Source organism: Brachybacterium halotolerans, assembly GCF_016623465.1.
In the GTDB taxonomy this organism is placed as follows: domain Bacteria; phylum Actinomycetota; class Actinomycetes; order Actinomycetales; family Dermabacteraceae; genus Brachybacterium; species Brachybacterium halotolerans.
Genome location: NZ_JAEDAJ010000001.1, coordinates 419,837 through 441,952, shown reverse-complemented (window position 1 = coordinate 441,952; position 22,116 = coordinate 419,837). Strand labels below are relative to the sequence as shown.

The following is a 22,116-nucleotide window of genomic DNA, read 5'->3' as shown; positions in this document are numbered from 1 at the left end:
CGGCCGCCCGGCCGCCCGGCCGGCGCCCGCCCGCGCGGGGGCGCCCGCGCCCCCCCACGCTCGTTGCATTGCTCCGTGGCCGTGGCCGTGGCCGGGCGCTTAGGGCCCGTCGGTGCGCCGGCGTGCCTCGCCGGCGTCACCGAGGTCGCGGTCAGCCGATGACCCGGACGCCCGCGCGGGCCTGCTCCTCCATGAAGCAGGCGCCGCACAGGGACTCGTAGCGCACCTCGGCGCGGTCCTCGATCTCGACCTGGTCGCCCGCGAAGACGGGACGGCCGTCGACGGTGCGGCAGTTGAACTCCGCCTGCGAGCCGCAGCGGCACATCGTGGGCAGCTTCTCGAAGTTGTCCGCGAGCTCGAAGAGGCGCCGGCTGCCGGGGAACTCACGAGTCGTGAAGTCCGTGCGCAGCCCGTAGCAGATGACGGAGACGCCGTCGGCCTTCGCGACTAGGAACAACTGGTCGATCTGCGCCGGGGTGAGGAACTGGCACTCGTCCACGAGCACGCAGTGCAGGGGGCGCAGCCCCTCGGTGTCCGCGGTCTCGGCGATCCGCGCGCGCAGATCGTCCGCGGGGGAGCACAGCACGTCGACCCGTCGCCGGGCTCCGCCGCGGGCGATCACCCAGTCCTCGCCCTTCGTGTCGATCGCGGGCTTCACGGTGAGCGTCGCGAGACCGCGCTCGGCGTAGTTGAAGGCGGTCTTGATGAGGGTGTCGGACTTCCCGGAGTTCATCGCTCCGTACTTGAAGTGCAGCTTGGACATGGGCGGGCGGCTCCGGGACGGTCGGGAAGAGGCGGGACGACGGGAAGGCAGGGACGGTCGGGACGACGGGGCGGATGCGTCAGAACGCGTCGAGGACGCTCGGGCGCGGACCGCGAAGAAGGGTATCGATGAACGCCTCTCCTGCGGCGTCGGCCTCCGCCTCCAGGCCCGCCCGCCGCGCGTCGCCGAGGCTGCGGCCGCCCGCGAGCAGGAGCGCGGCGGCGTGGACGTCGAGGCGGGCCCAGGCCTGCGGGGTCTCGTGGACGCCGGCCGGAGGGATGGGCTCGTCGCGGGAGGTCTGCTCGACGTGCACGACGCCGCCCTCCGCGCGCACGTCCCAGCACCCGTCGGCCCGACAGGCCGTCGCGGACGGCGTCCGGTCCCGGACCTCCAGGCGCACGCTCCCGGTGAGCCCCGCCGGAGCGGGGCGGTCCGCGAGGGCGCGGGCGGTGTCGACGAGGCGCATCATCACCAGCGGCACGATGTCGCCGGTGGTGCGCAGGCCTCCGCCGGGAAGCACGTCCAGGATCGGGTCCTCGGTGCGCAGGCGCACGCGCGCCGCCGTGGTCACGGTCGACCAGGAGCCCAGGTGCTGCAGGAGCGCCAGCAGGTCGTCGCGGTCCCGGCCCATGATCTCGTGGACCTCGAGCCCGGCGCCGTCGGATCCCGGGGCGATCCGGGAGAAGGAGAGATAGCCGCGATCTGCTCCGGCCTCGTCCTCCAGCAGCACGGCGCCCCAGGGCGGGGACGGGAGACCGGCGGGGAACAGCGGAGGCTCGCGGCGCAGCATCGCGTTGTCCTCGGCGGTGAGCTTTGTGTAGAGACGGCGCAGCCGCGGCATGGTCGCCTCGGTGACGGGCACCAGGCGCCGACCCGGCACGCTCCGCAGCCGCTGCAGCTCACCGAGCGGGACGACGATGCGCTCGGTGCGCGCGACCACCTGGTAGCCGTGGCGGCGGTAGATCGCGGGGTTCGAGGGGTAGAGCATCGAGAAGGCCATGCCCTCGGCGCCGCAGCGGGCGAGGACCCCCGCGAGCAGCTCGCCGAACAGACCGCCGCCGCGGTGCGCCGGGTGCACGGCGAGCCCGCCGATCCCACCGCACGCCGTGGTCCCGCCGCCCAGCGCGATCGTGTCGCGACGGATCCTGGCGCCGGCGGCGAGCACGCCCTCCTGACCTCCGGGCCGAGCGGTCGAGTCGACGCCCAGGGGGATCTCGCCCTCCGGGAAGGGGCCGGGGACCTCCTCGACGGCCCCGCCGCCGAAGGCCTGGGCGGTCAGCCGCCGGTAGGCGGGCCGGTCATCGCTGGTCAGCTCTCGCACGGACATGCACAGGAGTCTAGAGGCGACGGACACAGCCGACGCACGGCGCAGGGGGCTTACAGTGAGGCGGTTCCCGGCATCGAGGAGCGAGGGCCCGCACGGACCCGGACGCGGTGGCCCATCGGCCGATCGACCCGCCGCGCCGACCCCGTCGGACCCCGCTCGTCGGACGGACCCACGACGCCGCAGCACAGAAGGAGACATCGTGCCCCAGCGCTCCCGGCATTCGACACGGCACTCGACCCTGCACCAGCGCGCCCCGCGCAAGCCGATCACGCGCTCCAACCAGGCGCGGGACGGGGCGAGGGACGATCTCACCCGGCGGCTCAGCGCGGGCGCCCCGCTCAGCGAGCAGGAGCCGCAGCGCAGGATCCCCGTCGGCCTCTCGACGTCCTCCGTCTTCCCCCTCGGCGTGGAGGACTGCTTCCGCCTCGCCTCCCACATCGGCTACGACGGCGTCGAGGTCATGGTCTCGGTGGACAGGGCCAGCCGGGACGCGGCGCTGCTGCGCGACTTCGCCCGCGAGTACGACCAGCCGATCCTCTCCCTGCACGCGCCCACGCTGTTCTTCCTCCAGTTCGTCTGGGGGAGGGACCCGTGGGTCAAGCTCGAGCGCACCGTGCAGATGGCGGTGGACGTGGACTGCCCGACGGTCGTCGCCCACCCGCCGTTCCGCTGGCAGGGCTCCTACGCCCGCGAGTTCGTCGAGGGCGTGAAGAACCTCGAGGCCGAGTACGGGATCGCGATCGCGGTGGAGAACATGTACCCCTGGCGACTCGGCGTGCGCGAGGCCATGGTCTACCTGCCCGACCACGACCCGACCGACGAGGAGTACGACCACGTGACCGTGGACCTCTCCCATGCGGCGACCGCCGGGGACGACGCCCTGGCGATGGTCGACAGGCTCGGCGACCGCCTCGCCCATCTGCATCTGGCCGACGGCACCGGACGCACCACCAAGGACGAGCACCTGCCTCCCGGCGAGGGCAACCAGCCCTGCGCCGAGGTGCTGCGGCGCCTCGCGAACCGTGGCTGGGAGGGATCGGTGCTGCTCGAGATCTCCACCCGCGGCGGCCACGGACGCCCCACCCACCGCGAGGACCTGCTGCGCCAGAGCCTGCTGTTCGCCCGCTACCACCTGGGCCACCACCTCGACGAGAGGCTGCTGCGCAGCGGCCGCGGGCACCTGGACGCCGACGCGGGCGCGGAGGCCGACGGGGCGGGCTCGGAGCCGTCGGCCGACGGGCCCGGCGCGCGACTCCCCTGAACCCCGGCGCCGCGCCCAGGGCCGAGCACCGGGTGGCGTCGGACACGGCTCCCGAGCGGCCCCAGGATCAGGGTGGAAGAATGCCGCGGACGCGCCCCGCACGCCCCCTGGGCGCGGAGGCGGCGCAGAGGGCGGCGCAGAGACTGCGACGAGACGACGACTGCGAAGGTGACCGGTGTGAGCGAGAACTCGGGATTCGTCCATAGGAACACGGCGCTGCTGGCCGTCGAGGCGACCGAAGCCCAGGTGCCCGTGTCCTCCGACGAGATCGACGAGATGCTCGCGCCCGCGCGGCGCCGCCTGCGCCTGCCGCGCGGCATCCTGCAGCGCGTCGCCGGCGTCCAGGAGCGCCGCTGGTGGCGCGACACCGAGTCCGGCTGGAAGCAGGGCATCGTGCTCGCCGCCGAGCGCGCCATGTCCCGAGCGGGCATCACCCGCGACCAGGTGGGCGTGATGATCAACGCCTCCGTCTCCCGCCAGCACCTCGAGCCCGCCGTCTCGGCCTCGGTGCACGACGCCCTCGGGATGCCCCGCAGCTGCCTGAACTTCGACATCACCAACGCGTGCCTGGGCTTCGTGAACGCCATGACCGTGGCCTCCGGGATGATCGAGTCCGGCCAGGTGCAGTACGCGCTGATCGTGGGTGCGGAGGACGTCGAGGAGGTCCAGCGCGGCACCATCGGCCGGCTGAACTCCAAGGGCGCCACGCGCAACGACTTCAACAACCAGTTCGCCTCTCTCACGCTGGGCTCCGGCGCCGCAGCGGCCGTGCTCGGGAAGGCCGACGAGCACCCCGAGGGCCACCGCATCAACCTCACGCAGGCCCGCGCGGGCACCGAGCACCACGACCTGTGCATCGGCGACATGGACGACATGCGCACCGACAGCGAGGGCCTGCTGGAGAACGGGATCGAGCTGATCCTGGAGACCTGGAAGGCCGCGAACGCCGCGGGCCACGACTTCTCGAGCATCGAGCACGTGATCCCGCACCAGGTCTCCATGGTCTACACGCGCAACTTCTCGAAGATCACCGGGGTGGGCATGGACCGGATCCCGATCACCTTCCCGGAGTGGGGGAACGTCGCCGCCGAGGCCGTCCCGATGACGCTCGCGATGCATCAGGACAACATCTCCCGCGGCGAGCGGGTGCTGCTGCTGGGTGTCGGCTCCGGACTGAACACCGCGATGATGGAGGTCACCTGGTGAGCATCGAGCGTCCCCGCGGCTCCCGGGCCGTGGCCGCCCCGGAGCTGCCCGGCGTGGACCCCCGCGCCCATCGGCTCGTCGAGGCCCGCGACCACAGCGGCGAGCTGCGCTCCTGGCACCTCCTGGACTCCGCCCCGCTGCTGGCCGAGCGCGGCGTCACCCCGCGCGGCACCCTGCTCGCCGTCCACGGGAATCCCACGTACTCGTTCCTGTACCGCTCGCTGATCCGCGAGGACATCCCCTGGCGCGTGATCGCGGTCGACCAGCTCGAGATGGGGTACTCCGAGCGCACCGGGCAGGCGCGGGGCCTGCAGGACCGCATCACCGACCTCTCCCTGCTCACCGATGCGCTCGGCGTGCGCGGCCCCGTGGTCACCGTCGGCCACGACTGGGGCGGCATCGTCTCGGTGGGCTGGGCGCTCGACAACCGCCACGACGTCATCGGCATGATCCTCACCAACACGGGGATCCACCAGGAGCTCGGGGAGTCCCTGCCGAAGGCCCTCCAGCTCGCGACCGCCCCCGCGATGCTGCCGCTCAGCACCTCGGTCACCGACGCGTTCCTCCGCACCACGATCGCGCTCTCCAGGCCCGCCCTGCCCCAGGAGGTGCAGGAGGCCTACCTCGCGCCCTACCGCGGCCGCTCCCGGCGCCTGGGCATCGAGCAGTTCGTCGCGGACATCCCCGCGAGCGCGAACCACCCCAGCCGTGCGACGCTCGAGCGCCTGGCCGGCGGCATCACCGGCATGGACGTGCCCACGCTGATGGCCTGGGGCCCGCGCGACGTGACCTTCTCGGACCGCTACCTGCGCGATCTCATCGAGCGCGTCCCCCATGCCGACGTCCACCGCTTCGAGGGCGCCTCCCACCTGGTGTGGGAAGACGCCGACGTCGCCGGCCTCGTCGCCACCTGGCTGCACGACACCTTCGGCGACGCCGAGCACCCGCGCGATGCGGCCGGTGCGGGCGAGGCGCTGCGCCCCGTCTCCTCCTTCGCCGAGCAGGCCCCCGAGATCCACCTCGGCGAGGCGATCACGCGCCGCGCCCAGGACCCCGCGACAGCCGATCAGCCCGCCGTGGTCGAGCTCGGCGCGCGCCCCGGCGAGAGCCGCCGCATCAGCTGGTCCCTGCTCTCCGAGCGCACCGAGGACCTGGCGGCCGGCATGCGCGCCCACGGGATCATGCCCGGTGACCGCGTGAGCGTGCTGGTCACGCCGGGTGCGGACCTCACCGCCGTGCTGTACGCCTGCCTGCGCCTGGGCGCCGTCGCCGTGATCGCCGACGCCGGTCTGGGCACCGACGGGCTCACCCGCGCCGTGATCGGCTCCCACCCGGACTGGATCATCGGCATCGAGAAGGCCCTCGTCGGCGCCCGCGCGCTCGGCTGGCCCGGCCGCCGCATCAGCGTCCCGCAGCTGCCCACCGTCGACCGCGCCGCCCTCGACGTCGAGACCTCCGTCGCCGAGCTCGCCGAGGAGGGCCGCCAGATGCGGGCCCTCGGGGCGGGCATCGACGCCCCCTGGCCGGACCAGGACGCCGACGCCGCCGTGCTGTTCACCTCCGGCTCGACGGGCCCCGCCAAGGGCGCGGTGCTCACCCACCGCCAGATGGGCGCCATGTTCGCGGCCGTCGGCGACACCCTCGACCTCGAGGCCGATCGCGGCCTGGTCGCTGGCTTCGCACCCTTCGCGCTGCTGGGCCCCGCGCTCGGCGCGCCCTCGGTCGTCCCGGACATGGACATCACCCGCCCGGGCGACCTCACCGCGCCCGCCCTCGCGGCGGCCGTCGAGGCGCTCGGCGTGCCCGCCGTGTTCACCGCACCCGCCGCGCTGCGCAACATCATCGACACCGCCGACCAGCTCGACGAGACCGGGCGGGCGGCTCTCGCCCGCGTGCCGAGCTTCTTCTCCGCGGGCGCGCCGATCCCCGCCCCGCTGCTGCGCGAGCTGCGCGGCGTGATGCCCGGCGCCCGGGCGCTCACCCCCTACGGGATGACGGAGTGCCTCGCGGTGGCCGCGATCGACCTCGAGGGCATCGAGGCGGCCGGTGACGGCCCCGGCGTGTGCGTCGGCACCGCCGTGCCCCGCACCGAGATCGCGATCGCCGTCATGGACGGCGAGGGCGCGACCACCGGCGAGATCACGACCGATCCCGACCGCACCGGCGAGATCCTCGTGCGCGCACCGCACGTGCGCGACCGCTACCTCATGCTCTGGGGGACCACCGCCCGCGCCAGCCGCTTCGAGGGCTGGCACGCGACCGGCGACGTCGGCCACCTCGACCCCGCCGGCCGCCTCTGGGTCGAGGGCCGCACCGCCCATGTGCTCGCCACGGCCCAGGGCCTGGTCACCCCCGTGCGCGTCGAGTCCGCCGCAGAGTCGGTGCCCACCGTGCGCCGCGCAGGAGCCGCGGCCGTCGGACCCCGCGGCACCCAGCAGGTCGTCGTGATCCTCGAGACCCAGGACGGCTACCGCCCCGGGAAGGCCCGCACGCCGCACCCTGCGGAGACCGCCCTGCAGGAGGCGGTCCGCCAGGCCGTGGCGCAGGCGACGGGGATCGAGGTCGCGGCCGTGTTCACGACCGCGTCGCTGCCCACCGACATCCGCCACAACTCGAAGATCGACAGGGCAGCGCTCTCGGCGTGGTCCGAGGCGACGCTCCAGGGGCGGAAGGCGCCCGCGCTGTGAGCCGCCGCGTCCTGGTCACCGGCGCCTCGGGCATGCTCGGCGGCGCCGTCGCGACCGCCCTGCGCGACCGCGGGGACGACGTCCGCGCCTTCCAGCGGCGACCTGCAGGACTGCCCGGCGTGCGGGACGTCCAGGGGTCCCTCGCCGACGCCGACGACGTGCGCCGCGCCGCCGACGGGGTCGACGCGATCGTGCACCTCGCCGCGAAGGTCTCCTTCGCGGGCCCCGAGGAGGAGTTCCGGGCCGTCAACGTGGGCGGCACCCGGCACGTCCTGGACGCGCTGCGCGCGCACGGCGGCGGGCGCCTGGTGAACATCTCCTCGCCCTCGGTCGCGCATCTCGGCACCTCCATCGTCGGCCTCGACGCGACGCCCGCGGACCCCGAGCGCGCCCGCGGCAGCTACGCCCGCACCAAGGCCGCCGCGGAGCTCGAGGCGATGGCGGCCGACGGCACGGACGACCTGCTGGTCACCTCGCTGCGTCCGCACATCGTGTGGGGCCCGGGGGACACGCAGCTCGTGGGCAGGATCGTCGATCGCGGTCGGCGCGGCACCCTGCCGATCCTCGACGACGGCATGGCCCTCATCGACACCACCTACGTGGACAACGCCGCCTCGGCGATCGTCGCGGGCCTCGACGCCATCGAGGACGTGCACGGCGAGAGCTTCGTGATCACCAACGGCGAGCCGCGCACCGTGCGCGACGTGCTCGGCGGCTTCTGCGAGGCCGCCGGGGTGCCCCGGCCCACCCGTCGGATCCCCGGCTCGCTCGCACGGCTCGCGGGGCGCGTCGTCGAGAAGGTCTGGGAGATCCGCCCCGGCGAGGACGAGCCGCCGATGACGGAGTTCCTGGCCGAGCAGATGTCCACCGCCCACTGGTTCGACCAGCGCCGCACGCGCGAGCGTCTGCGCTGGACCCCTGCGGTGAGCTTCGACGAGGGCCTCGAGCGCCTCTCGCGATGGTTCGCCGAGCACCCCGTCGTCGGCAGCGCCTGAGGAGGGCCCGATGAACGCACGATCCCGCTCCGAGAACACGCACCGCGGTGCGGCACCGCAGGACGACGAGGCCGCGCTGCGCGCCGAGGTCGAGGCCGAGCTCGCCGCCGAGCGCGCCTCCCGCCGACGCGCCCCGGACCTGCTGGTGGGGATCGTGCTGCTGATCGGCGGAGCGCTCGGCTGGATCGCCGCGCTCGCGCTGTTCATGGACAAGATCTTCCTCAGCGCGAATCCCGACGCGCAGCTCGGCTGCGACATCAACCCCTTCATCTCCTGCGGCACCGTGATGATGACGTGGCAGGCGAGCGCCCTGGGCATCCCGAACATGGCGATCGGCCTGGGCGGATTCGCGATCATGGGCGCGATCGGCTCCCTGCTGGTCTCCCGGGCCGCGGTGCCGCGCTGGTTCCGCTGGGCGACGCTCGGCGGGATGGTCTTCGCTTTCGCGATGGTCCACTTCCTCGCGATCTCCGCGATCTTCGTCATCCACGCCCTGTGCCCGTGGTGCCTGGTGGTCTGGGTCGTCACTGCGCCGATGTTCTTCGCCGTGCTCGCCCACACCGTCGAGACCGGCACGCTGGCAGTGCGCGGGGTCCTGGCCGCGCTGCTGCGCCGCTGGGTCGTGCTCACGCTGCTCTGGTACGCCCTGGTCGCCGTGGTCATCGTGATCGCGTTCTGGCCCCAGTGGATGGCGACCTTCGGCCTGAACTGAGGCCCAGGGACCGGGAGAGCGGCCGGATCGTCCGTCTGCACCGCCCGTGCGTTGCCCCGTTCCCCGTGGCCGACCGGTGACCGCTCGGCGGACGGCCCGCCGTTCCTCCCCAGGGCCCGGTTGTCCCCATCAGCGCATCCGACGCTGGCCCGCGTCCCCGGCGGACCTAGCGTCAGCGGCATGTCGCACGCATCCCGCTCCGCCCGGACCACCGGCAGGGCACGCTCCCGGACCGACTCCCGGCGTCGCGGAGAGCGCTCGGCCCCTGCACGCCCCCGGGCCGGGCGGCATCGTCGTCGGGAGCAGGACCGAGAGCGCGAGGACGGCGGCGCGCAGGGCCAGGGCGTCCTGGAGGACGCCTGGTGGGAGCCCGAGGAGGACCTCGTCGAGGTCCGCGAGCACCGCGGCGCCGAGCGCCCGCCCTGGTGGCAGCGGATCCCGCGGCCCTCCCCGGCGGCTCTCGCAGGCGTCGCCGTGCTCGTCCTCATCGCCGGCGCCTCCATCCACCTCACGGGCCGCGGCAGCGCGGTCGCCGGCTCCGAGCAGACGGCCCCGCCCGTGACGACGTCCGCACCCGCAGCGTCCGCGTCCCCTGATGGGACAGCCGCCGCGGACGGCGAGACCGCAGAACAGGGGGCGGCCGGGGAGGCGGCGTCACCCGCAGCATCCGCCTCCGCCCCGCCGTCCGGGGCAGCGGCCGCTGACGGTGCCGACGCCCCCGGGGACGCGGGGGAGGGCACCGTGGTCGTCTACGTCTCGGGCGCCGTGAAGGAGCCCGGGGTGGTGGAGCTCCCGGCCGGGTCCCGCGTCGCCGATGCCCTCGAGAAGGCGGGCGGGACGGTGAAGACCGCGGACCTGACCTCCGTCAACCTCGCGCGCGTCCTCGTCGACGCCGAGCAGATCCACGTCCCCGAGGAAGGGGAGGAGCCCTCCGGGGAGGCGGCGACCGGGAGCACCGGAGGAGCGGGCACCTCCGGGGGAGGGGCCGCGTCCGGGAGCGCGGCCGACGCGGGACAGGGCAGCGGCAACGCGGCCTCGGCCGACGGCCCAGGTGCGGGCGCCATCGACATCAACACGGCCGACGCCGACCAGCTCGACGAGCTGCCCGGAGTCGGGCCGGCCATCGCCCAGCGCATCATCGACCACCGGGAGCAGAACGGCCCCTTCGCGAGCGTCGACGACCTCGCCGAGGTCTCCGGCATCGGCCCGGCGACCCTCGAGAAGATCCGTCCGCAGGCGACGGTCTGAGCGTGCTCACCCGCGCCGACCTGCGCACCGTCCCCGCCGCGGCCGTGCTCTGGACCCTCGCGGTGCTCGGCATCGCCTGCGGCATCCGGGCCGCACTCCTCCTCCTGCTCGCACTCGCCGCGCTCGCCCTGTGCGTCGCCGCCTGCCTGCGGCGCCCCGGGGCGATCACCGCCGTCGGCGCGCACCTCGTGCTCATGGGCCTCGGCGCCGCACTGCTGCTCCCCGGGGTCGATCGTCACGAGACCACGGTCCTCACCCTCGAGGACGCCTCGGCCACTGGCCGCATCGTCGAGCTCGAGGCGGTGGCCACCGGCGACAGCCAGGAGTCCTCGAGCGCGCTCCCCGGGGCCGAGGATCGCCGCCAGGTGATGGTCCGCCTGCGTCCCGGGCCCGCGCGGATCGGATCCGAGGAGGCGGCGCTGCCCGCCTCGACACGCATGCTCGTCACCGGCGGGAAGGACCTGCTCGACCCTGTGCACGACCACGACGTGATCCGGGTGCGCGCCCGCGTCGCCCAGACCGACGGCATCGTCATCCTCGCCGCCGCACGCGTGGACGTCCTCGAGGCGGCGCACGGCCCCGGCCAGCACGTCCGAAAGACCGCCCGCGACCTCACCGCGTCGCTGCCGGACGACGAGGCCGCCCTCTCGCGCGGGATGACCACGGGCGACACCAGCGGCATGTCCACCGAGACCGAGGAGATCATGCGCCGAGCCGGCATCTCGCACCTGGTCGCGGTCTCCGGGGCGAACATCGCACTGGTCCTCGGCGCCGTGCTCGTCCCGGCCCTGCTGCTCGGCGTCCCACGGCGCCCCCGTGTGGCGGCCGCGGCGGTCGCCGGCGCCGCGTACGTGGCGCTCGTCGGGGACGAGCCGTCGGCGCTGCGCGCGGCGACGATGGCGGCGCCGCTCCTGGCCGCCCGGTTCATGGGCGTGCGCGCCTCCCCGGTCGCCTCGCTCGGCGCGGCGATCGCCCTGTGGTCCTGCCTCGACCCGGCGACGGCCGCCTCCGCCGGCTTCCTGCTCTCCGCCCTCGCGACCGCCGCGATCCTCGTGCTCGCCCCCGCCATGGCGAACGCGGCCGTGAGCATCAGCGGGGAGAGGATCCCGCGCACCTGGGCACTGCTCCTCGCCGTGCCCCTCGCCGCGCAGCTCGCATGCACACCCGTGCTCGTGCTCCTCACGCCCGAGGTGTCGGTGTGGGCGGTGCCCGTGAACATGGCGGTCGCCCCGATCGTCGGCCCCGCCACGATCATCGGGATGATCGCGACGCTCATCGGCCCCGCCGCGCCCGCTCTGGCGACCCCGCTGTGGCACCTCACCGCGGGCGGCGCGCACCTGGTCATCCTCGTGGCGCGCACGGCCGACGCCCTGCCCGGCTCCCGCATCGCCGTGCCCGAGGGCGCATGGGGTGCGGTGCTCGCCCTGCTCGCGATCGCTCTCGTCGTCGCCGGGGTGCTGGGCCACCGTTCGCGGATCGTCCGGTTCGTCCTCGCGGCGGTGCTCGTGGGCGTGCTCGCCCCGCCGCTCGCCCAGCGCCTTCCGGTCCCGGGAGTCGGCACCGACGACTGGCGCGTCGCCGCCTGCGCCGTCGGGCAGGGGGACGCGGTGCTGTTGCGCGAGCGCCCCGAGGACGCGGACCTCGCCCTCGGGAGCCCCGGGGACGGCGAGCCCGCGACCGTGCTCGTGGACACGGGCCCCGACCCCGATGCGCTGCGCTCGTGCCTCGACCGTCTGCATGTCACCCGGATCGACCTGCTCGTCCTCACGCATCCCCATGCCGATCACGTGGGCGGGATCGGCGCCCTCACGGGGGAGCGGACGCCGACTGCGCAATGGGTGTGCCCTCTGCCCGAGGCGTTGTCCAAGACCGTCCCCGACGTGCCGGTCACCCCCGTCGCCGCCGGCATGACGCAGACGGAGGGATCTCTCGGACTGGACGTCCTCTGGCCGGCATCGGCCGACGACGCCCGCCAGGCCTCCCACCTCGAGACCGGGGGCGAGGGAGACGACTTCAACGACTGCTCGGTCGTCGTGCGCGCCACGTGGCCGGACGGCGTGAGCTACGTGGGGCTCGGGGACCTCGAGCCCGTCGGTCAGGCGCGCCTGCTCGCCACCCGGCCAGGCCCGGCGACCATCGTGAAGACCGCCCATCACGGTTCCAAGCGACAGACGGCGGGACTCTACGACGCGCTGTCACCGCAGGTCATGCTGTTCACCGTCGGCAAGGACAACACCTTCGGCCATCCTTCGCCGCAGACCCTCTCGATCGCGGAGAGGCTCGGGGCGCGCTCCGCGCGCACGGACGTCGACGGCACGGTCCTGCTCCCCGTCGACGACCCGCTGAGTCCGCGGGGCGTCGGCCCGGCCGGATAGGATCGAGCGGGTCCGCCGGCCCGCCCCGGAGGGCAGCCTCGCGCGCCCGCCGCGGCGTGCCGCCTCCTCAGACCCCGCCCGATCCGCCGATCCCGAAGGAGCTGCCGATGGCCGACGTCGCCTGGCACAGCGTCGACCTCGCGCCCGTGGTGCTCGTCCACGGGACGGAGCCGCTGATCGCCGCACGCGCCCTCGAGCGGCTGAAGGCCCGCGCGCGCGAGAGGGATCCGGAGGTCGCGATCCACGAGATCGGCGGCGAGACCGCCGTCGCGGGCGCGCTCGCCCAGGTCACGAGCCCGTCCCTGTTCGGGGAGGGGCGCTTCGTGCTCGTGCCCGACCTGCAGTCCGCGCCCGAGTCGCTCGTCAACGAGGTCAGCAGCTACATCAAGGCCCCGGAGGACGATGTCTCCCTGGTGCTCGTCCACCGCGGCGGCAACCGCGGGAAGAAGCTCCTGGACGCCCTCAAGAAAGCCGGGGTCCAGCGCGTCGCGGCCGATCCGCTCAAGCGCGCCGGCGACAAGCAGACCTTCGTCACCGCCGAGTTCACCCGCGCCGGGCGCCGCATCCAGCCCGACGCCGCAGCAGCCCTCGTCGACGCCTTCGGCACCGACCTCTCCGAGCTCGCGGCCATCAGCCGCCAGCTCATCGAGGACACCACCCCGGAGAACGGGGAGCAGGCGGCGCCCGTCACCCTCGAGCACGTGCGCGGGGTGACGGCAGGACGCGTGGAGACCACCGCCTTCGCCGTCGCCGACGCCACCATCGCCGGACGCGAGGCCGAGGCCCTCGTGCTGCTGCAGCAGGCCCGCCTGGCCGGCGCCGACCCGGTGCCGCTCGTCGCGGCGATGGCGTCGAAGATGCGGGGCCTCGCGAAGGTCTCCACCCCCGGCGCCTCCGCGCGCAGCCTCGGCATGCCCGAGTGGATGGTCAAGAACCTCTCCCGCGACGCGCGCGGGTGGAGCGACCGCTCGCTCGCCCGCGCACTGAACGCCGTCGCCCAGGCGGATCACGAGGTCAAGGGCGCGGGGCGGGATCCCCAGTGGTCCGTGCAGCGCATGATCATCGAGATCTCGCGCGCCCGTCGCACCCGCTGACCCCGCATGCACGAGGGCCCCGCACCGAACGGTGCGGGGCCCTCGTGGAAGGCAGGAGCCGTCTCAGGCGGCGACGCCGGCGACGAGCTTCGCGAGACCGGACTTGCGGTTCGCGGCCTGGTTCTTGTGGATGACGCCCTTCGAGGCGGCCTTGTCGAGCTTGCGCGAGGCGACCTGCAGCGCGGACTGCGCGGCATCCGCGTCACCGGCGGCGACGGCGGTGCGCACCTTGCGCGCGTAGGTCTTCAGCTCGCTCTTGTAGGCGCGGTTGCGCAGGCGGGCCTTCTCGTTGGTCTTGTTGCGCTTGATCTGCGACTTGATGTTTGCCACGGGACTCTTCTCTTGCTCTGGGATGTGGTGGAACGTCCGCAGCTGCAGAGGAACGGCCACGACGGGGACGGGCGGTGGGGATCGCCTGGAGACGTCGGTGCCGGGTCGCTGCCGCGGTCACGCACCCGAGACGCTCACTCCGGTCGGCCCTGACACGGCGGGCGACCGGGTGTGCGCACACCGGGCGGTATGTCACACATACAGCAGATGAGGTTACCAGCAACGGCCCTGGAATCCCGCGACCATGTGACGTGTCGCGCCCAGGTCATGCAGCCCCTCGGTCAGTTCGACCAGCCGTGCACGCGGCGCGCCTCGGCGACGACCGCGTCGAACCGGTCGCGGTCCACGCGTGCGCCCTCCCGGCGCACCGCGGAGGCGGGGATCCTCAGGAGACGGTCCACCCTCACCTCGGAGGGGCGGTGCTGGGAGTCCCACGATCCGGTGCCGATGTCGACCCAGGTCGCGCCGTGCTCGTCGGTGTGGGTGCCCTGCCCGCGATCGCGGGAGGTGAGCATGAGGGCGACGACCGCCTGCCCGGAGCCGTCGGCGCCGCCCACTGACGCGTCCTCGAGGGCGAGGACGAGCACCGGGCGGTCCTTGCCCTGCGCGATGTCCTCCTCGAAATGGACCCAGGCCCAGACGATCTCGCCGGGATCGGCGTCCCCGTCGGCGCTCGGCGCGTAGGAGATGGCCGGGGCGGGGGAGGAGGACCGGTCGCGCAGCACCGCGTGCTCGCCGGCGGAACCGCCGGTCTGCCCGCGGGGCGTCCCGTGGGACTGCTCGGGGGACTGCCCCCGGGATCGATGACCGTCGCCGCGGGAGCCGCCGCCCTCGCCGTTGCGCAGCGCGTCCGCGGCGCTGCGCCCGAGATCGCGTGCGGCCCGGCGCACCGTGCGGGAGCGGGCGGCGCGGGTGAGGATCGAGCCGAGTCGGGAGCCGAGGGACATGCGGGTTCTCCTGCGCGGTCGGTGCGGTCGCTGCGGGGCGGTGCGGATCGCGCCCATCGTAGACAGCAGCCCGGCGCGGCAGGGCGGCGTGCACGAACGGAAGGGCGCGGCAGGGCCCGGGTGATGTGCGCCCCCAAGCGGCCCCTCGGCCTCGCGATCCGCGCCCGCCATGAGACCATGGCTGGTGCTGCCAGCGTGCGCCCCGGGAAGTGCCCGTCGGCGCCCCGATGAGAGGACAGATGCCGGTGACCCCGAGGATCCCCGCCGATGCCGCGAGCGACATCCAGCCCGCCTCGACGCCCTCGGAGCGCATCCGGAACTTCTGCATCATCGCGCACATCGACCACGGCAAGTCGACGCTGGCCGACCGCATGCTCCAGCTCACCGGCGTGGTCGACGAACGGGCGATGCGCGCCCAGTACCTCGATCGGATGGACATCGAGCGCGAGCGCGGCATCACCGTGAAGAGCCAGGCCGTGCGCATGCCCTGGCAGGTCGACGGGACGAACTTCGCGCTGAACATGATCGACACCCCCGGGCACGTCGACTTCACCTACGAGGTCTCCCGCTCGCTCGCCGCCTGCGAGGGCGCGATCCTGCTGGTCGATGCCGCTCAGGGCATCGAGGCGCAGACCCTCGCGAACCTCTACCTGGCGATGGAGAACGACCTCACCATCATCCCGGTGCTCAACAAGATCGACCTCCCCGGCGCCGAGCCCGAGAAGTACGCGGCCGAGATCGGCCAGCTCGTCGGCGTCGATCCCGACGAGGTGCTGCGCGTCTCGGGGAAGACCGGGGCGGGCGTGCCCGAGCTGCTCGACCACGTGGTCCGCACCCTGCCCGCCCCGACGGGAGACGCCGACGGCCCCTGCCGCGCGATGATCTTCGACTCCGTGTACGACACCTACCGGGGCGTCGTCACCTACGTGCGCGTCTTCGACGGACGGCTCTCGGCGCGAGAGCGCATCGAGATGCTCTCCACGCGCGCCGAGCACGACCTGCTCGAGCTCGGCGTGATCTCCCCGGAGCCGATCCCCACCAAGGGCCTGGGCCCGGGCGAGGTCGGCTACCTCATCACCGGCGTGAAGGACGTGCGCCAGTCGAAGGTCGGCGACACCGTCACCTCCGCGCGCCGCGGCGCCACCGAGCCCCTCGCGGGCTATTCGGATCCCAAGCCGATGGTGTTCTCGGGCCTGTTCCCGATCGACGGCTCGGACTACCCCAACCTGCGCGACGCGCTGGACAAGCTCAAGCTCAACGACGCGGCCCTGAACTATGAGCCGGAGACGTCCACGGCCCTGGGCTTCGGCTTCCGCGTGGGCTTCCTGGGGCTGCTGCACCTCGAGATCATCCGCGAGCGACTCGAGCGCGAGTTCGATCTCGACCTCATCGCCACCGCTCCGAGCGTGATCTACCACGTGACCATGGAGGACGGCACGGAGGTCGACGTCCTCAACCCCTCGGACTTCCCCGAGGGCAAGGTGCGCGAGATCCGCGAGCCGATCACGCGGGCCACGCTGCTGGCCCCGAGCGAGTTCATCGGCGCGATCATGGACCTGTGCCAGTCCAAGCGCGGCAGCCTGCTGGGCATGGACTACCTCTCGGAGGATCGCGTCGAGCTGCGCTACACGCTGCCGCTCGCGGAGATCGTCTTCGACTTCTTCGACCAGCTGAAGTCCCGCACCAAGGGCTACGCCTCCCTCGACTACGACGTCGAGGGAGAGCAGGCGGCCGACCTCGTGAAGGTCGACATGCTGCTGCAGGGCGAGCCGGTCGACGCCTTCAGCGCCGTCGTGCACCGCGAGCAGGCCTACCACTACGGCGTCGAGATGGCCGGCAAGCTCAAGAACCTCATCCCGCGCCAGCAGTTCGAGGTGCCCATCCAGGCCGCCATCGGCTCCCGCATCATCGCCCGCGAGAACATCCGCGCTATGCGCAAGGACGTGCTGTCCAAGTGCTACGGCGGCGACATCTCGCGCAAGCGCAAGCTGCTGGAGAAGCAGAAGGAGGGCAAGAAGCGCATGAAGAACATCGGTTCCGTCGAGGTGCCGCAGGAGGCCTTCATTGCCGCGCTCTCCTCCGACGGCGGCGGCGACAGCGGCAGCAAGGACGCGAAGAAGAAGTGAGCGCGGTCTCCGCTGTCCCTTCATCGCTGTCCACGCCGTACGGCGGCGGAGACCTCTCGGTCTACATCCACGTGCCGTTCTGCGCGGTGCGCTGCGGATACTGCGACTTCAACACCTACACCGCGACAGAGCTGGGCGGCGGCGGGTCCCAGCGCGAATACTCGGCCAACGCCATGCGCGAGATGGACCTGACCCTCGCGGACGACGCGGCCCACGGCATCGACTACGACCGGGTCTCCACGGTGTTCTTCGGCGGCGGCACGCCCACCCTGCTGCCCGCCGACGATCTCGTCGCGATGCTCTCCCATCTGCGCTCGCTCGTGCCCTTCGCGCCGGACGTCGAGGTCACGACCGAGGCGAACCCGGACTCGGTCACCCCCGCATCGCTGCGCACCCTCGTGGAGGGCGGCATCACCCGCGTGTCCTTCGGCATGCAGTCCGCAGTGCGCAGCGTGCTCGCGACGCTCGACCGCACGCATGATCCCGAGCGGGTCCCGCAGGCCGTCGCCTGGGCGAAGGAGGCGGGGCTCTCGGTGAGCCTCGATCTGATCTACGGGACGCCGGGGGAGACCGTCGCCGACGTGGAGACGTCGGTGCGCGCGGCCCTGGCCTGCGATGTCGACCATCTCTCCGCCTACTCGCTGATCATCGAGGGGAACACGGCGATGGCCCGTCGGCTGCGCCACGGCGAGATCTCAGAGCCCGATCCGGACGACATGGCCGACAAGTACGAGCTCATCGACGACCTCACCAGCGCGCACGGACTGCAGTGGTACGAGGTCTCGAACTTCGCCCGCAGCACCGCCGAGCGCTGCCGTCACAACCTCGCCTACTGGCGCGGTGCGGACTGGTGGGGGATCGGCCCCGGTGCGCACCGGCATCGGCGCGGCATGCGGGCCTGGAACGTCAAGCACCCCAGCCGCTACGCCGGCATGCTCTCCCAGGGCGTCCTGCCCGTGCAGGAGTTCGAGCAGCTGACCGCGCAGGACCGACTCCTCGAGCGGATCATGCTCGAGCTGCGCATCGCCGACGGGCTCCCGGTCGAGGAGGTGCCCGGGCAGACCCGTGGGATGCTCGCCGTCCACCGGGATCGCGGCCACCTCGATCCCCACGCCCTCGCCGAGGGCAGGGCGGTGCTCACGCGGGAGGGCCGCCTGCTGGCCGACGCCGTCATCCGCGACCTCGTGCCCTGACGTCAGGGGCCACCAGCGCCGCGTCCTCCGGGTGCGGATGCACGGGATCCCGTGCACGGGCGCAGGGCCGGTGCCAGACTGTCCGCATGGCCTCGCGCACCGAGAAGCCGAAGACCGTCGAGGATTACTTCGCCGGGTTGGACGGGCCCGCCCTCGAGCTCGCCCAGCAGCTGCGCGAGCTCGCGCGCGAGGTCGTCCCCGAGGCGAGCGAGCAGCTGAAGTGGGGCAACGTCGCCTGGGTGCACCCGCAGGGCATGATCCTGTTCGTGGTCAGCACCCACGCGAAGCACGCGAACGCGGCCTTCACGCCCAGCACCCGAGAGGCCTTCGATGCGCAGCTGGAGGACTTCGAGACCGGCAAGGGCACCGTGAAGCTCCCGTACGGGCGGCCGGCCCCGGTGGACCTGCTGCGCGAGATGATGCGCCATCGTCTCCGCGAGTACGAGGTGGACGGCGTCACCTGGAGGTAGTCGGCGTGCCGGCATCGGCATCATCCGGACGACGGAAGGGCCCGGGATCAAGCAGATGATCCCGGGCCCTCCCGTCGTCCGATGCGGCGACCGCTCGCGCGGCCACCCGCTCACTTCACGAGGCGGATGTTCATGGGGTAGTTCCACCACTGGCGGTCGTTCGCCTTCACGGCGCCCATGATCGCGAAGATGATGTGCAGGACCGCGGGGACGGCGACCACCACGAAGAGGAACGAGAGGATCCCCAGGGAGATCAGGGCGAGGATCCCGCACACGATCGTCAGCACGATCTCCGCGATGATCACGGCGATCGCCGCGTTCAGCGCCTCGGCCGCGTTGAAGCGGATGAAGCGGTTGCGGTCCTTGAAGACCAGGAAGATGATCAGCGGCCCGAGCCAGCCGAGCGTTCCGAAGCTGATGAGGTACCCGATCACCACGGCGAGCTGCGCGAGCATCGACCACAGCTTCACGTCGGACTGGGCCGTCGGCTGTCCGGTGAGCGGCCCCGGGTACACGCCCTTGATGTGCGGAGGGGGAGTGTTCGACCAGTCGCCCGCGGGGGTCGGGCCCGGGATCTGCTGGTAGGCGCCCTGCTGTCCGCCTGCGCCCTGCTGCCCACTCGCACCCTGCGGGTATCCGGTGTTCTGCGCGTACCCGGAGTTCTCCTGGTATCCGCCCTGCCCATCGGCGGGGTTCTGGTGAGCCGCGCCCTGGGGACCTGCCTGCCCGGAGCTCTGCGCGGACCCGCCGTGGCCGTAGCCGTAGCCGCTCTGCTCGCCGCTCGGAGGCGCGCCCGCGGCGGACGACTGCGACGCGTCACCCGCGCCGTAGGGCGATGCCTGCCCGTAGGGCGATGCCTGCCCGTAGGGCGATTCCTGCCCATAGGGGGAGGCCTGCCCATACGCAGTGGTCTGCCCGTCGTCCGTCGGTCGGGGAGCGGAGAACTCGTTGTCCACGCTGAACGACCCGCCGCCGTCGACGGACGCGTGGTCCGCGACATCCGCCGTGTCCCCGGCGCCCGCCGATTCTGCACCGTCCACGGCGGCGTTCTCGGCGGATGCGCTGCCACCGGGCGCGTCCGTCCCCTCGGCACCGGGGACGCCCTCGGGTGCGGCGCCGGCCTGCGAAGGGTCGGCCGCCCACCCGGTCCGGTCCGTGCCGTCGTCCTGCGTCGGCCGATACGGGTCGACGGGTCCGTTGTTCTCGCTCATGGGATCGCTCCTCGTCCGGTTCGATCGCTCCGCAGCGCGGTCGCGCAGGCCGAGCGGGTTCACGTGCGCCACGAGCCTATCGGGCGCATCACGCCCGCGCGCGGGGGAGATCCGCTGCGCGTCCCGGGGGAAAGCCCCCGTCGCACGGCTCAGGACTCGGTGGTCACCCAGTCGATGAGCTCCTCGATGCGTCCGGAGAGGGTGGGCTCCACGTCGGCGTAGGAGCGGACCGTCGCGAGGATCCGCTGCCAGCCCTCGGCGATGTCGGCCTGCTCGGCGTGCGGCCAGCCCAGCGCCCGCAGCGTCCCGACCTTGATGTCGGTGCCGCGGGGCACGTGGGGCCACGCCTGGAGTCCGACGCGCGCGGGGCGCACGGCCTGCCAGACGTCGACGTACGGGTGGCCGAGGATCAGCACATTCCCGCGTGCGCCGGGAAGGTGCATGGTGTCCTCGGCAAGTCGCGTCTCCTTCGAGCCCTTGACGAGGTGGTCGACCAGCACGCCCAGGCGTCGGCCCGGGCCGGGGGCGAAGTCGCGCACGCGCTCGGCGAGGTTGTCGGCGCCGTCGAGCATCTCGACGACCACGCCCTCGATGCGCAGGTCGTGTCCCCACACCTTCTGCACCAGCTCGGCGTCGTGCTTGCCCTCGACCCAGATCCGCGAGGCGCGGGCGGTGCGGGCCTTCGCGCCCTGCACGTAGACGGAGCCGGAGGCGGAGCGCTGCCGGGCGGGAGCGGCGGCCGCGGCGCGCTGCGGCGGCACCAGGCGCACCGGCCTGCCGTCGATCATGAAGCCGGGGCCCATCGGGAAGCCGCGGCGCCGGCCGCGTCCGTCCTCGAGCTCGACGACGAGCTCGCCGGCGATCTTCTCGAGGCGCACGATCGCGCCGGTGAAGCCCGTGGACGCCTCCTCGACGACGAGATCCCGCTGCGCGGGCACGTCGGCGGCCTGCGGGGCGCGGCGGTGGTGGGAGGGCGCGGGCGAGGAGAGGACGTCCTGGCCGTAGCGGTCGGGGAAGGATCGCGGTGACACGGCCGACACCGTACACCGGTGGCGAACACCTCTCGTGGAGCGGCGTCGGCGACGCGTAGGATTGGCACTCGGAAGCGAACAGTGCCAGCGCATGGGAGGTGAGCACGTGGAGGAGCGCAGGCTGCAGATCCTGGGCGCGATCGTCGAGGACTACGTCGCCACTCGCGAGCCCGTGGGCTCGAAATCCCTTCTGGATCGCCACGATCTGGGGGTCTCGGCGGCCACGGTCCGCAACGACATGTCGCTGCTCGAGGAGGAGGGGCTGATCACCCAGCCCCACACCTCCGCCGGCCGGGTCCCCACCGACAAGGGCTATCGCGCCTTCGTCGACCACGTCGCCGCGATCAAGCCGCTGTCCTCGCCGGAGAAGCGGGCGATCCGCTCCTTCCTCGACGACGCGGGCGACCTGGACGAGCTGCTGACGCGCACGGTCCGCCTGCTCGCCCAGCTCACCCACCAGGTCGCGCTCGTGCAGTACCCGGCGGTGCGACAGGCCCGGGTGCGCCACGTCGAGCTCGTGAAGGTGGCAGACGCGCTCCTGCTCGTCGTCCTCATCACCGAGTCCGGCCAGGTCGACCAGCGCACCATCCCGCTGCTCGCAGGGCGCTCCGTCGAGTTCGACACGGACTTCTACGCCGACCTGCGCGCACGCATGAACCAGGCCGTCGTCGGCCGCGAGGTCACCGACCTCCACGATCCGCTCGCCGAGCTCGTCACCCGCAGCCCCGCCGGGGCCCAGGAGGCGTGCCGCGAGGTCGTCGACGGCCTGCTGGGCCTCGCCGACAGCCGCACCGAGGACCGCATCATCATGGCCGGCGCCGCGAACCTCGCGCGCTCGGCGGGGGACTTCACCACGCAGGTTGAGCCGCTCCTGGACGTGCTCGAGGAGCAGCTCGTGCTGCTGCGCCTGCTGGGCTCGATGCGCGCCGAGCCCGGAGCGGTCGAGGTGCGCATCGGCCAGGAGATCCCCGAGCACGCGCTCGCCCAGGCGTCCCTCGTGGGCGCCGGGTACCGTGACGGCTCGCACCTGGCGATCCTCGGCCCCACCCGGATGGACTACGTGACCGGCATCTCCACCGTCCAGGCCCTCGCGCGCTACGTCTCCCGCTTCCTGGGCTGATGCTCGTCCCCGTGATGAGG

The 22,116-nt window shown here is 73.2% G+C and carries 18 protein-coding genes; 12 read left to right on the top strand and 6 right to left on the bottom strand.

The annotated features are described in order from the left end of the window. Nucleotides 1-151: 151 nt before the first annotated feature. Both I8D64_RS02000 and I8D64_RS01995 read right to left on the bottom strand, forming a co-directional pair. Nucleotides 152-763, bottom strand: coding sequence for a thymidine kinase (locus tag I8D64_RS02000; protein ID WP_200500824.1), 612 nt, complete (start codon nucleotides 761-763; stop codon nucleotides 152-154). 79 nt (nucleotides 764-842) lie between these two features. Beyond that, nucleotides 843-2,090, bottom strand: a complete 1,248-nt coding sequence (locus I8D64_RS01995; protein WP_200500823.1) for a GNAT family N-acetyltransferase — start codon at nucleotides 2,088-2,090, stop codon at nucleotides 843-845. Between the two features lie 196 nt (nucleotides 2,091-2,286). Here I8D64_RS01995 and I8D64_RS01990 point away from each other — a divergent pair, with 196 nt between their 5' ends. From I8D64_RS01990 to holA, 8 genes are all read left to right on the top strand, one after another. Beyond that, nucleotides 2,287-3,351 carry a sugar phosphate isomerase/epimerase family protein gene (locus I8D64_RS01990; protein ID WP_370645972.1) on the top strand — a complete coding sequence of 355 codons (1,065 nt, stop codon included), beginning with the start codon at nucleotides 2,287-2,289 and terminating at the stop codon, nucleotides 3,349-3,351. Between the two features lie 177 nt (nucleotides 3,352-3,528). After that, complete coding sequence (locus I8D64_RS01985; RefSeq protein ID WP_200500821.1) at nucleotides 3,529-4,557, top strand: 3-oxoacyl-ACP synthase III; 1,029 nt, start codon at nucleotides 3,529-3,531, stop codon at nucleotides 4,555-4,557. Then, nucleotides 4,554-7,244: an alpha/beta fold hydrolase gene (locus I8D64_RS01980; protein ID WP_343068391.1), complete on the top strand. Its 2,691-nt coding sequence runs from the start codon at nucleotides 4,554-4,556 to the stop codon at nucleotides 7,242-7,244. Before I8D64_RS01985 ends, I8D64_RS01980 begins: the two co-directional genes overlap by 4 nt. Next, nucleotides 7,241-8,239: an NAD-dependent epimerase/dehydratase family protein gene (locus I8D64_RS01975; RefSeq protein ID WP_343068390.1), complete on the top strand. Its 999-nt coding sequence runs from the start codon at nucleotides 7,241-7,243 to the stop codon at nucleotides 8,237-8,239. Before I8D64_RS01980 ends, I8D64_RS01975 begins: the two co-directional genes overlap by 4 nt. Nucleotides 8,240-8,249: 10 nt before the next feature. After that, nucleotides 8,250-8,951: a vitamin K epoxide reductase family protein gene (locus I8D64_RS01970; protein WP_200500820.1), complete on the top strand. Its 702-nt coding sequence runs from the start codon at nucleotides 8,250-8,252 to the stop codon at nucleotides 8,949-8,951. 180 nt (nucleotides 8,952-9,131) lie between these two features. Continuing rightward, the gene (locus I8D64_RS01965) at nucleotides 9,132-10,199 is read left to right on the top strand and encodes a ComEA family DNA-binding protein (RefSeq protein WP_200500819.1); all 1,068 of its coding nucleotides are present in this window, start codon (nucleotides 9,132-9,134) and stop codon (nucleotides 10,197-10,199) included. Nucleotides 10,200-10,201: 2 nt separating this feature from the next. Then, entirely contained in the window at nucleotides 10,202-12,574 is a 2,373-nt protein-coding gene (locus I8D64_RS01960) for a ComEC/Rec2 family competence protein (RefSeq protein ID WP_200500818.1), read from the top strand. Nucleotides 12,575-12,681: 107 nt separating this feature from the next. After that, complete coding sequence (gene holA / locus I8D64_RS01955; protein WP_200500817.1) at nucleotides 12,682-13,668, top strand: DNA polymerase III subunit delta; 987 nt, start codon at nucleotides 12,682-12,684, stop codon at nucleotides 13,666-13,668. 63 nt (nucleotides 13,669-13,731) lie between these two features. Here the strand turns inward: holA and rpsT are convergent, their stop codons facing one another. Both rpsT and I8D64_RS01945 read right to left on the bottom strand, forming a co-directional pair. Then, entirely contained in the window at nucleotides 13,732-13,998 is a 267-nt protein-coding gene (rpsT, locus tag I8D64_RS01950) for a 30S ribosomal protein S20 (protein ID WP_200500816.1), read from the bottom strand. 281 nt (nucleotides 13,999-14,279) lie between these two features. Continuing rightward, on the bottom strand, nucleotides 14,280-14,945 hold the full coding sequence (locus I8D64_RS01945) for a type II toxin-antitoxin system PemK/MazF family toxin (RefSeq protein WP_200500815.1): 666 nt from the start codon (nucleotides 14,943-14,945) through the stop codon (nucleotides 14,280-14,282). A gap of 239 nt (nucleotides 14,946-15,184) precedes the next feature. Between I8D64_RS01945 and lepA the strand changes: the two genes are divergently transcribed. From lepA to I8D64_RS01930, 3 genes are all read left to right on the top strand, one after another. Beyond that, nucleotides 15,185-17,071 carry a translation elongation factor 4 gene (gene lepA / locus I8D64_RS01940; protein WP_214650973.1) on the top strand — a complete coding sequence of 629 codons (1,887 nt, stop codon included), beginning with the start codon at nucleotides 15,185-15,187 and terminating at the stop codon, nucleotides 17,069-17,071. Then, nucleotides 17,068-18,264, top strand: a complete 1,197-nt coding sequence (gene hemW / locus I8D64_RS01935; protein ID WP_200500814.1) for a radical SAM family heme chaperone HemW — start codon at nucleotides 17,068-17,070, stop codon at nucleotides 18,262-18,264. The genes lepA and hemW overlap by 4 nt, the downstream gene beginning before the upstream one ends. Before the next feature lie 86 nt (nucleotides 18,265-18,350). Next, nucleotides 18,351-18,734: an iron chaperone gene (locus I8D64_RS01930; RefSeq protein ID WP_200500813.1), complete on the top strand. Its 384-nt coding sequence runs from the start codon at nucleotides 18,351-18,353 to the stop codon at nucleotides 18,732-18,734. A gap of 110 nt (nucleotides 18,735-18,844) precedes the next feature. Here I8D64_RS01930 and I8D64_RS01925 read toward each other — a convergent pair whose 3' ends face one another. Both I8D64_RS01925 and I8D64_RS01920 read right to left on the bottom strand, forming a co-directional pair. Then, entirely contained in the window at nucleotides 18,845-19,945 is a 1,101-nt protein-coding gene (locus I8D64_RS01925; protein WP_200500812.1) for a DUF4870 domain-containing protein, read from the bottom strand. A gap of 149 nt (nucleotides 19,946-20,094) precedes the next feature. Further along, a complete protein-coding gene (locus I8D64_RS01920) occupies nucleotides 20,095-20,985 on the bottom strand; it encodes a DUF3097 domain-containing protein (protein WP_343068389.1) in 891 nt (296 codons plus the stop codon). 82 nt (nucleotides 20,986-21,067) lie between these two features. Between I8D64_RS01920 and hrcA the strand changes: the two genes are divergently transcribed. Next, nucleotides 21,068-22,096: a heat-inducible transcriptional repressor HrcA gene (gene hrcA / locus I8D64_RS01915; protein ID WP_200500810.1), complete on the top strand. Its 1,029-nt coding sequence runs from the start codon at nucleotides 21,068-21,070 to the stop codon at nucleotides 22,094-22,096. Nucleotides 22,097-22,116 lie beyond the last annotated feature (20 nt).

Coding starts and splice junctions, on each gene's coding strand:
- I8D64_RS02000 (WP_200500824.1), bottom strand. CDS start 763: ATGTCCAAGCTGCACTTCAAGTACGGAGCGATGAACTCCGGGAAGTCC.
- I8D64_RS01945 (WP_200500815.1), bottom strand. CDS start 14,945: ATGTCCCTCGGCTCCCGACTCGGCTCGATCCTCACCCGCGCCGCCCGC.
- I8D64_RS01995 (WP_200500823.1), bottom strand. CDS start 2,090: ATGTCCGTGCGAGAGCTGACCAGCGATGACCGGCCCGCCTACCGGCGG.
- I8D64_RS01925 (WP_200500812.1), bottom strand. CDS start 19,945: ATGAGCGAGAACAACGGACCCGTCGACCCGTATCGGCCGACGCAGGAC.
- holA (WP_200500817.1), top strand. CDS start 12,682: ATGGCCGACGTCGCCTGGCACAGCGTCGACCTCGCGCCCGTGGTGCTC.
- hrcA (WP_200500810.1), top strand. CDS start 21,068: ATGGGAGGTGAGCACGTGGAGGAGCGCAGGCTGCAGATCCTGGGCGCG.
- I8D64_RS01970 (WP_200500820.1), top strand. CDS start 8,250: ATGAACGCACGATCCCGCTCCGAGAACACGCACCGCGGTGCGGCACCG.
- I8D64_RS01930 (WP_200500813.1), top strand. CDS start 18,351: ATGGCCTCGCGCACCGAGAAGCCGAAGACCGTCGAGGATTACTTCGCC.
- lepA (WP_214650973.1), top strand. CDS start 15,185: ATGCCGGTGACCCCGAGGATCCCCGCCGATGCCGCGAGCGACATCCAG.
- I8D64_RS01965 (WP_200500819.1), top strand. CDS start 9,132: ATGTCGCACGCATCCCGCTCCGCCCGGACCACCGGCAGGGCACGCTCC.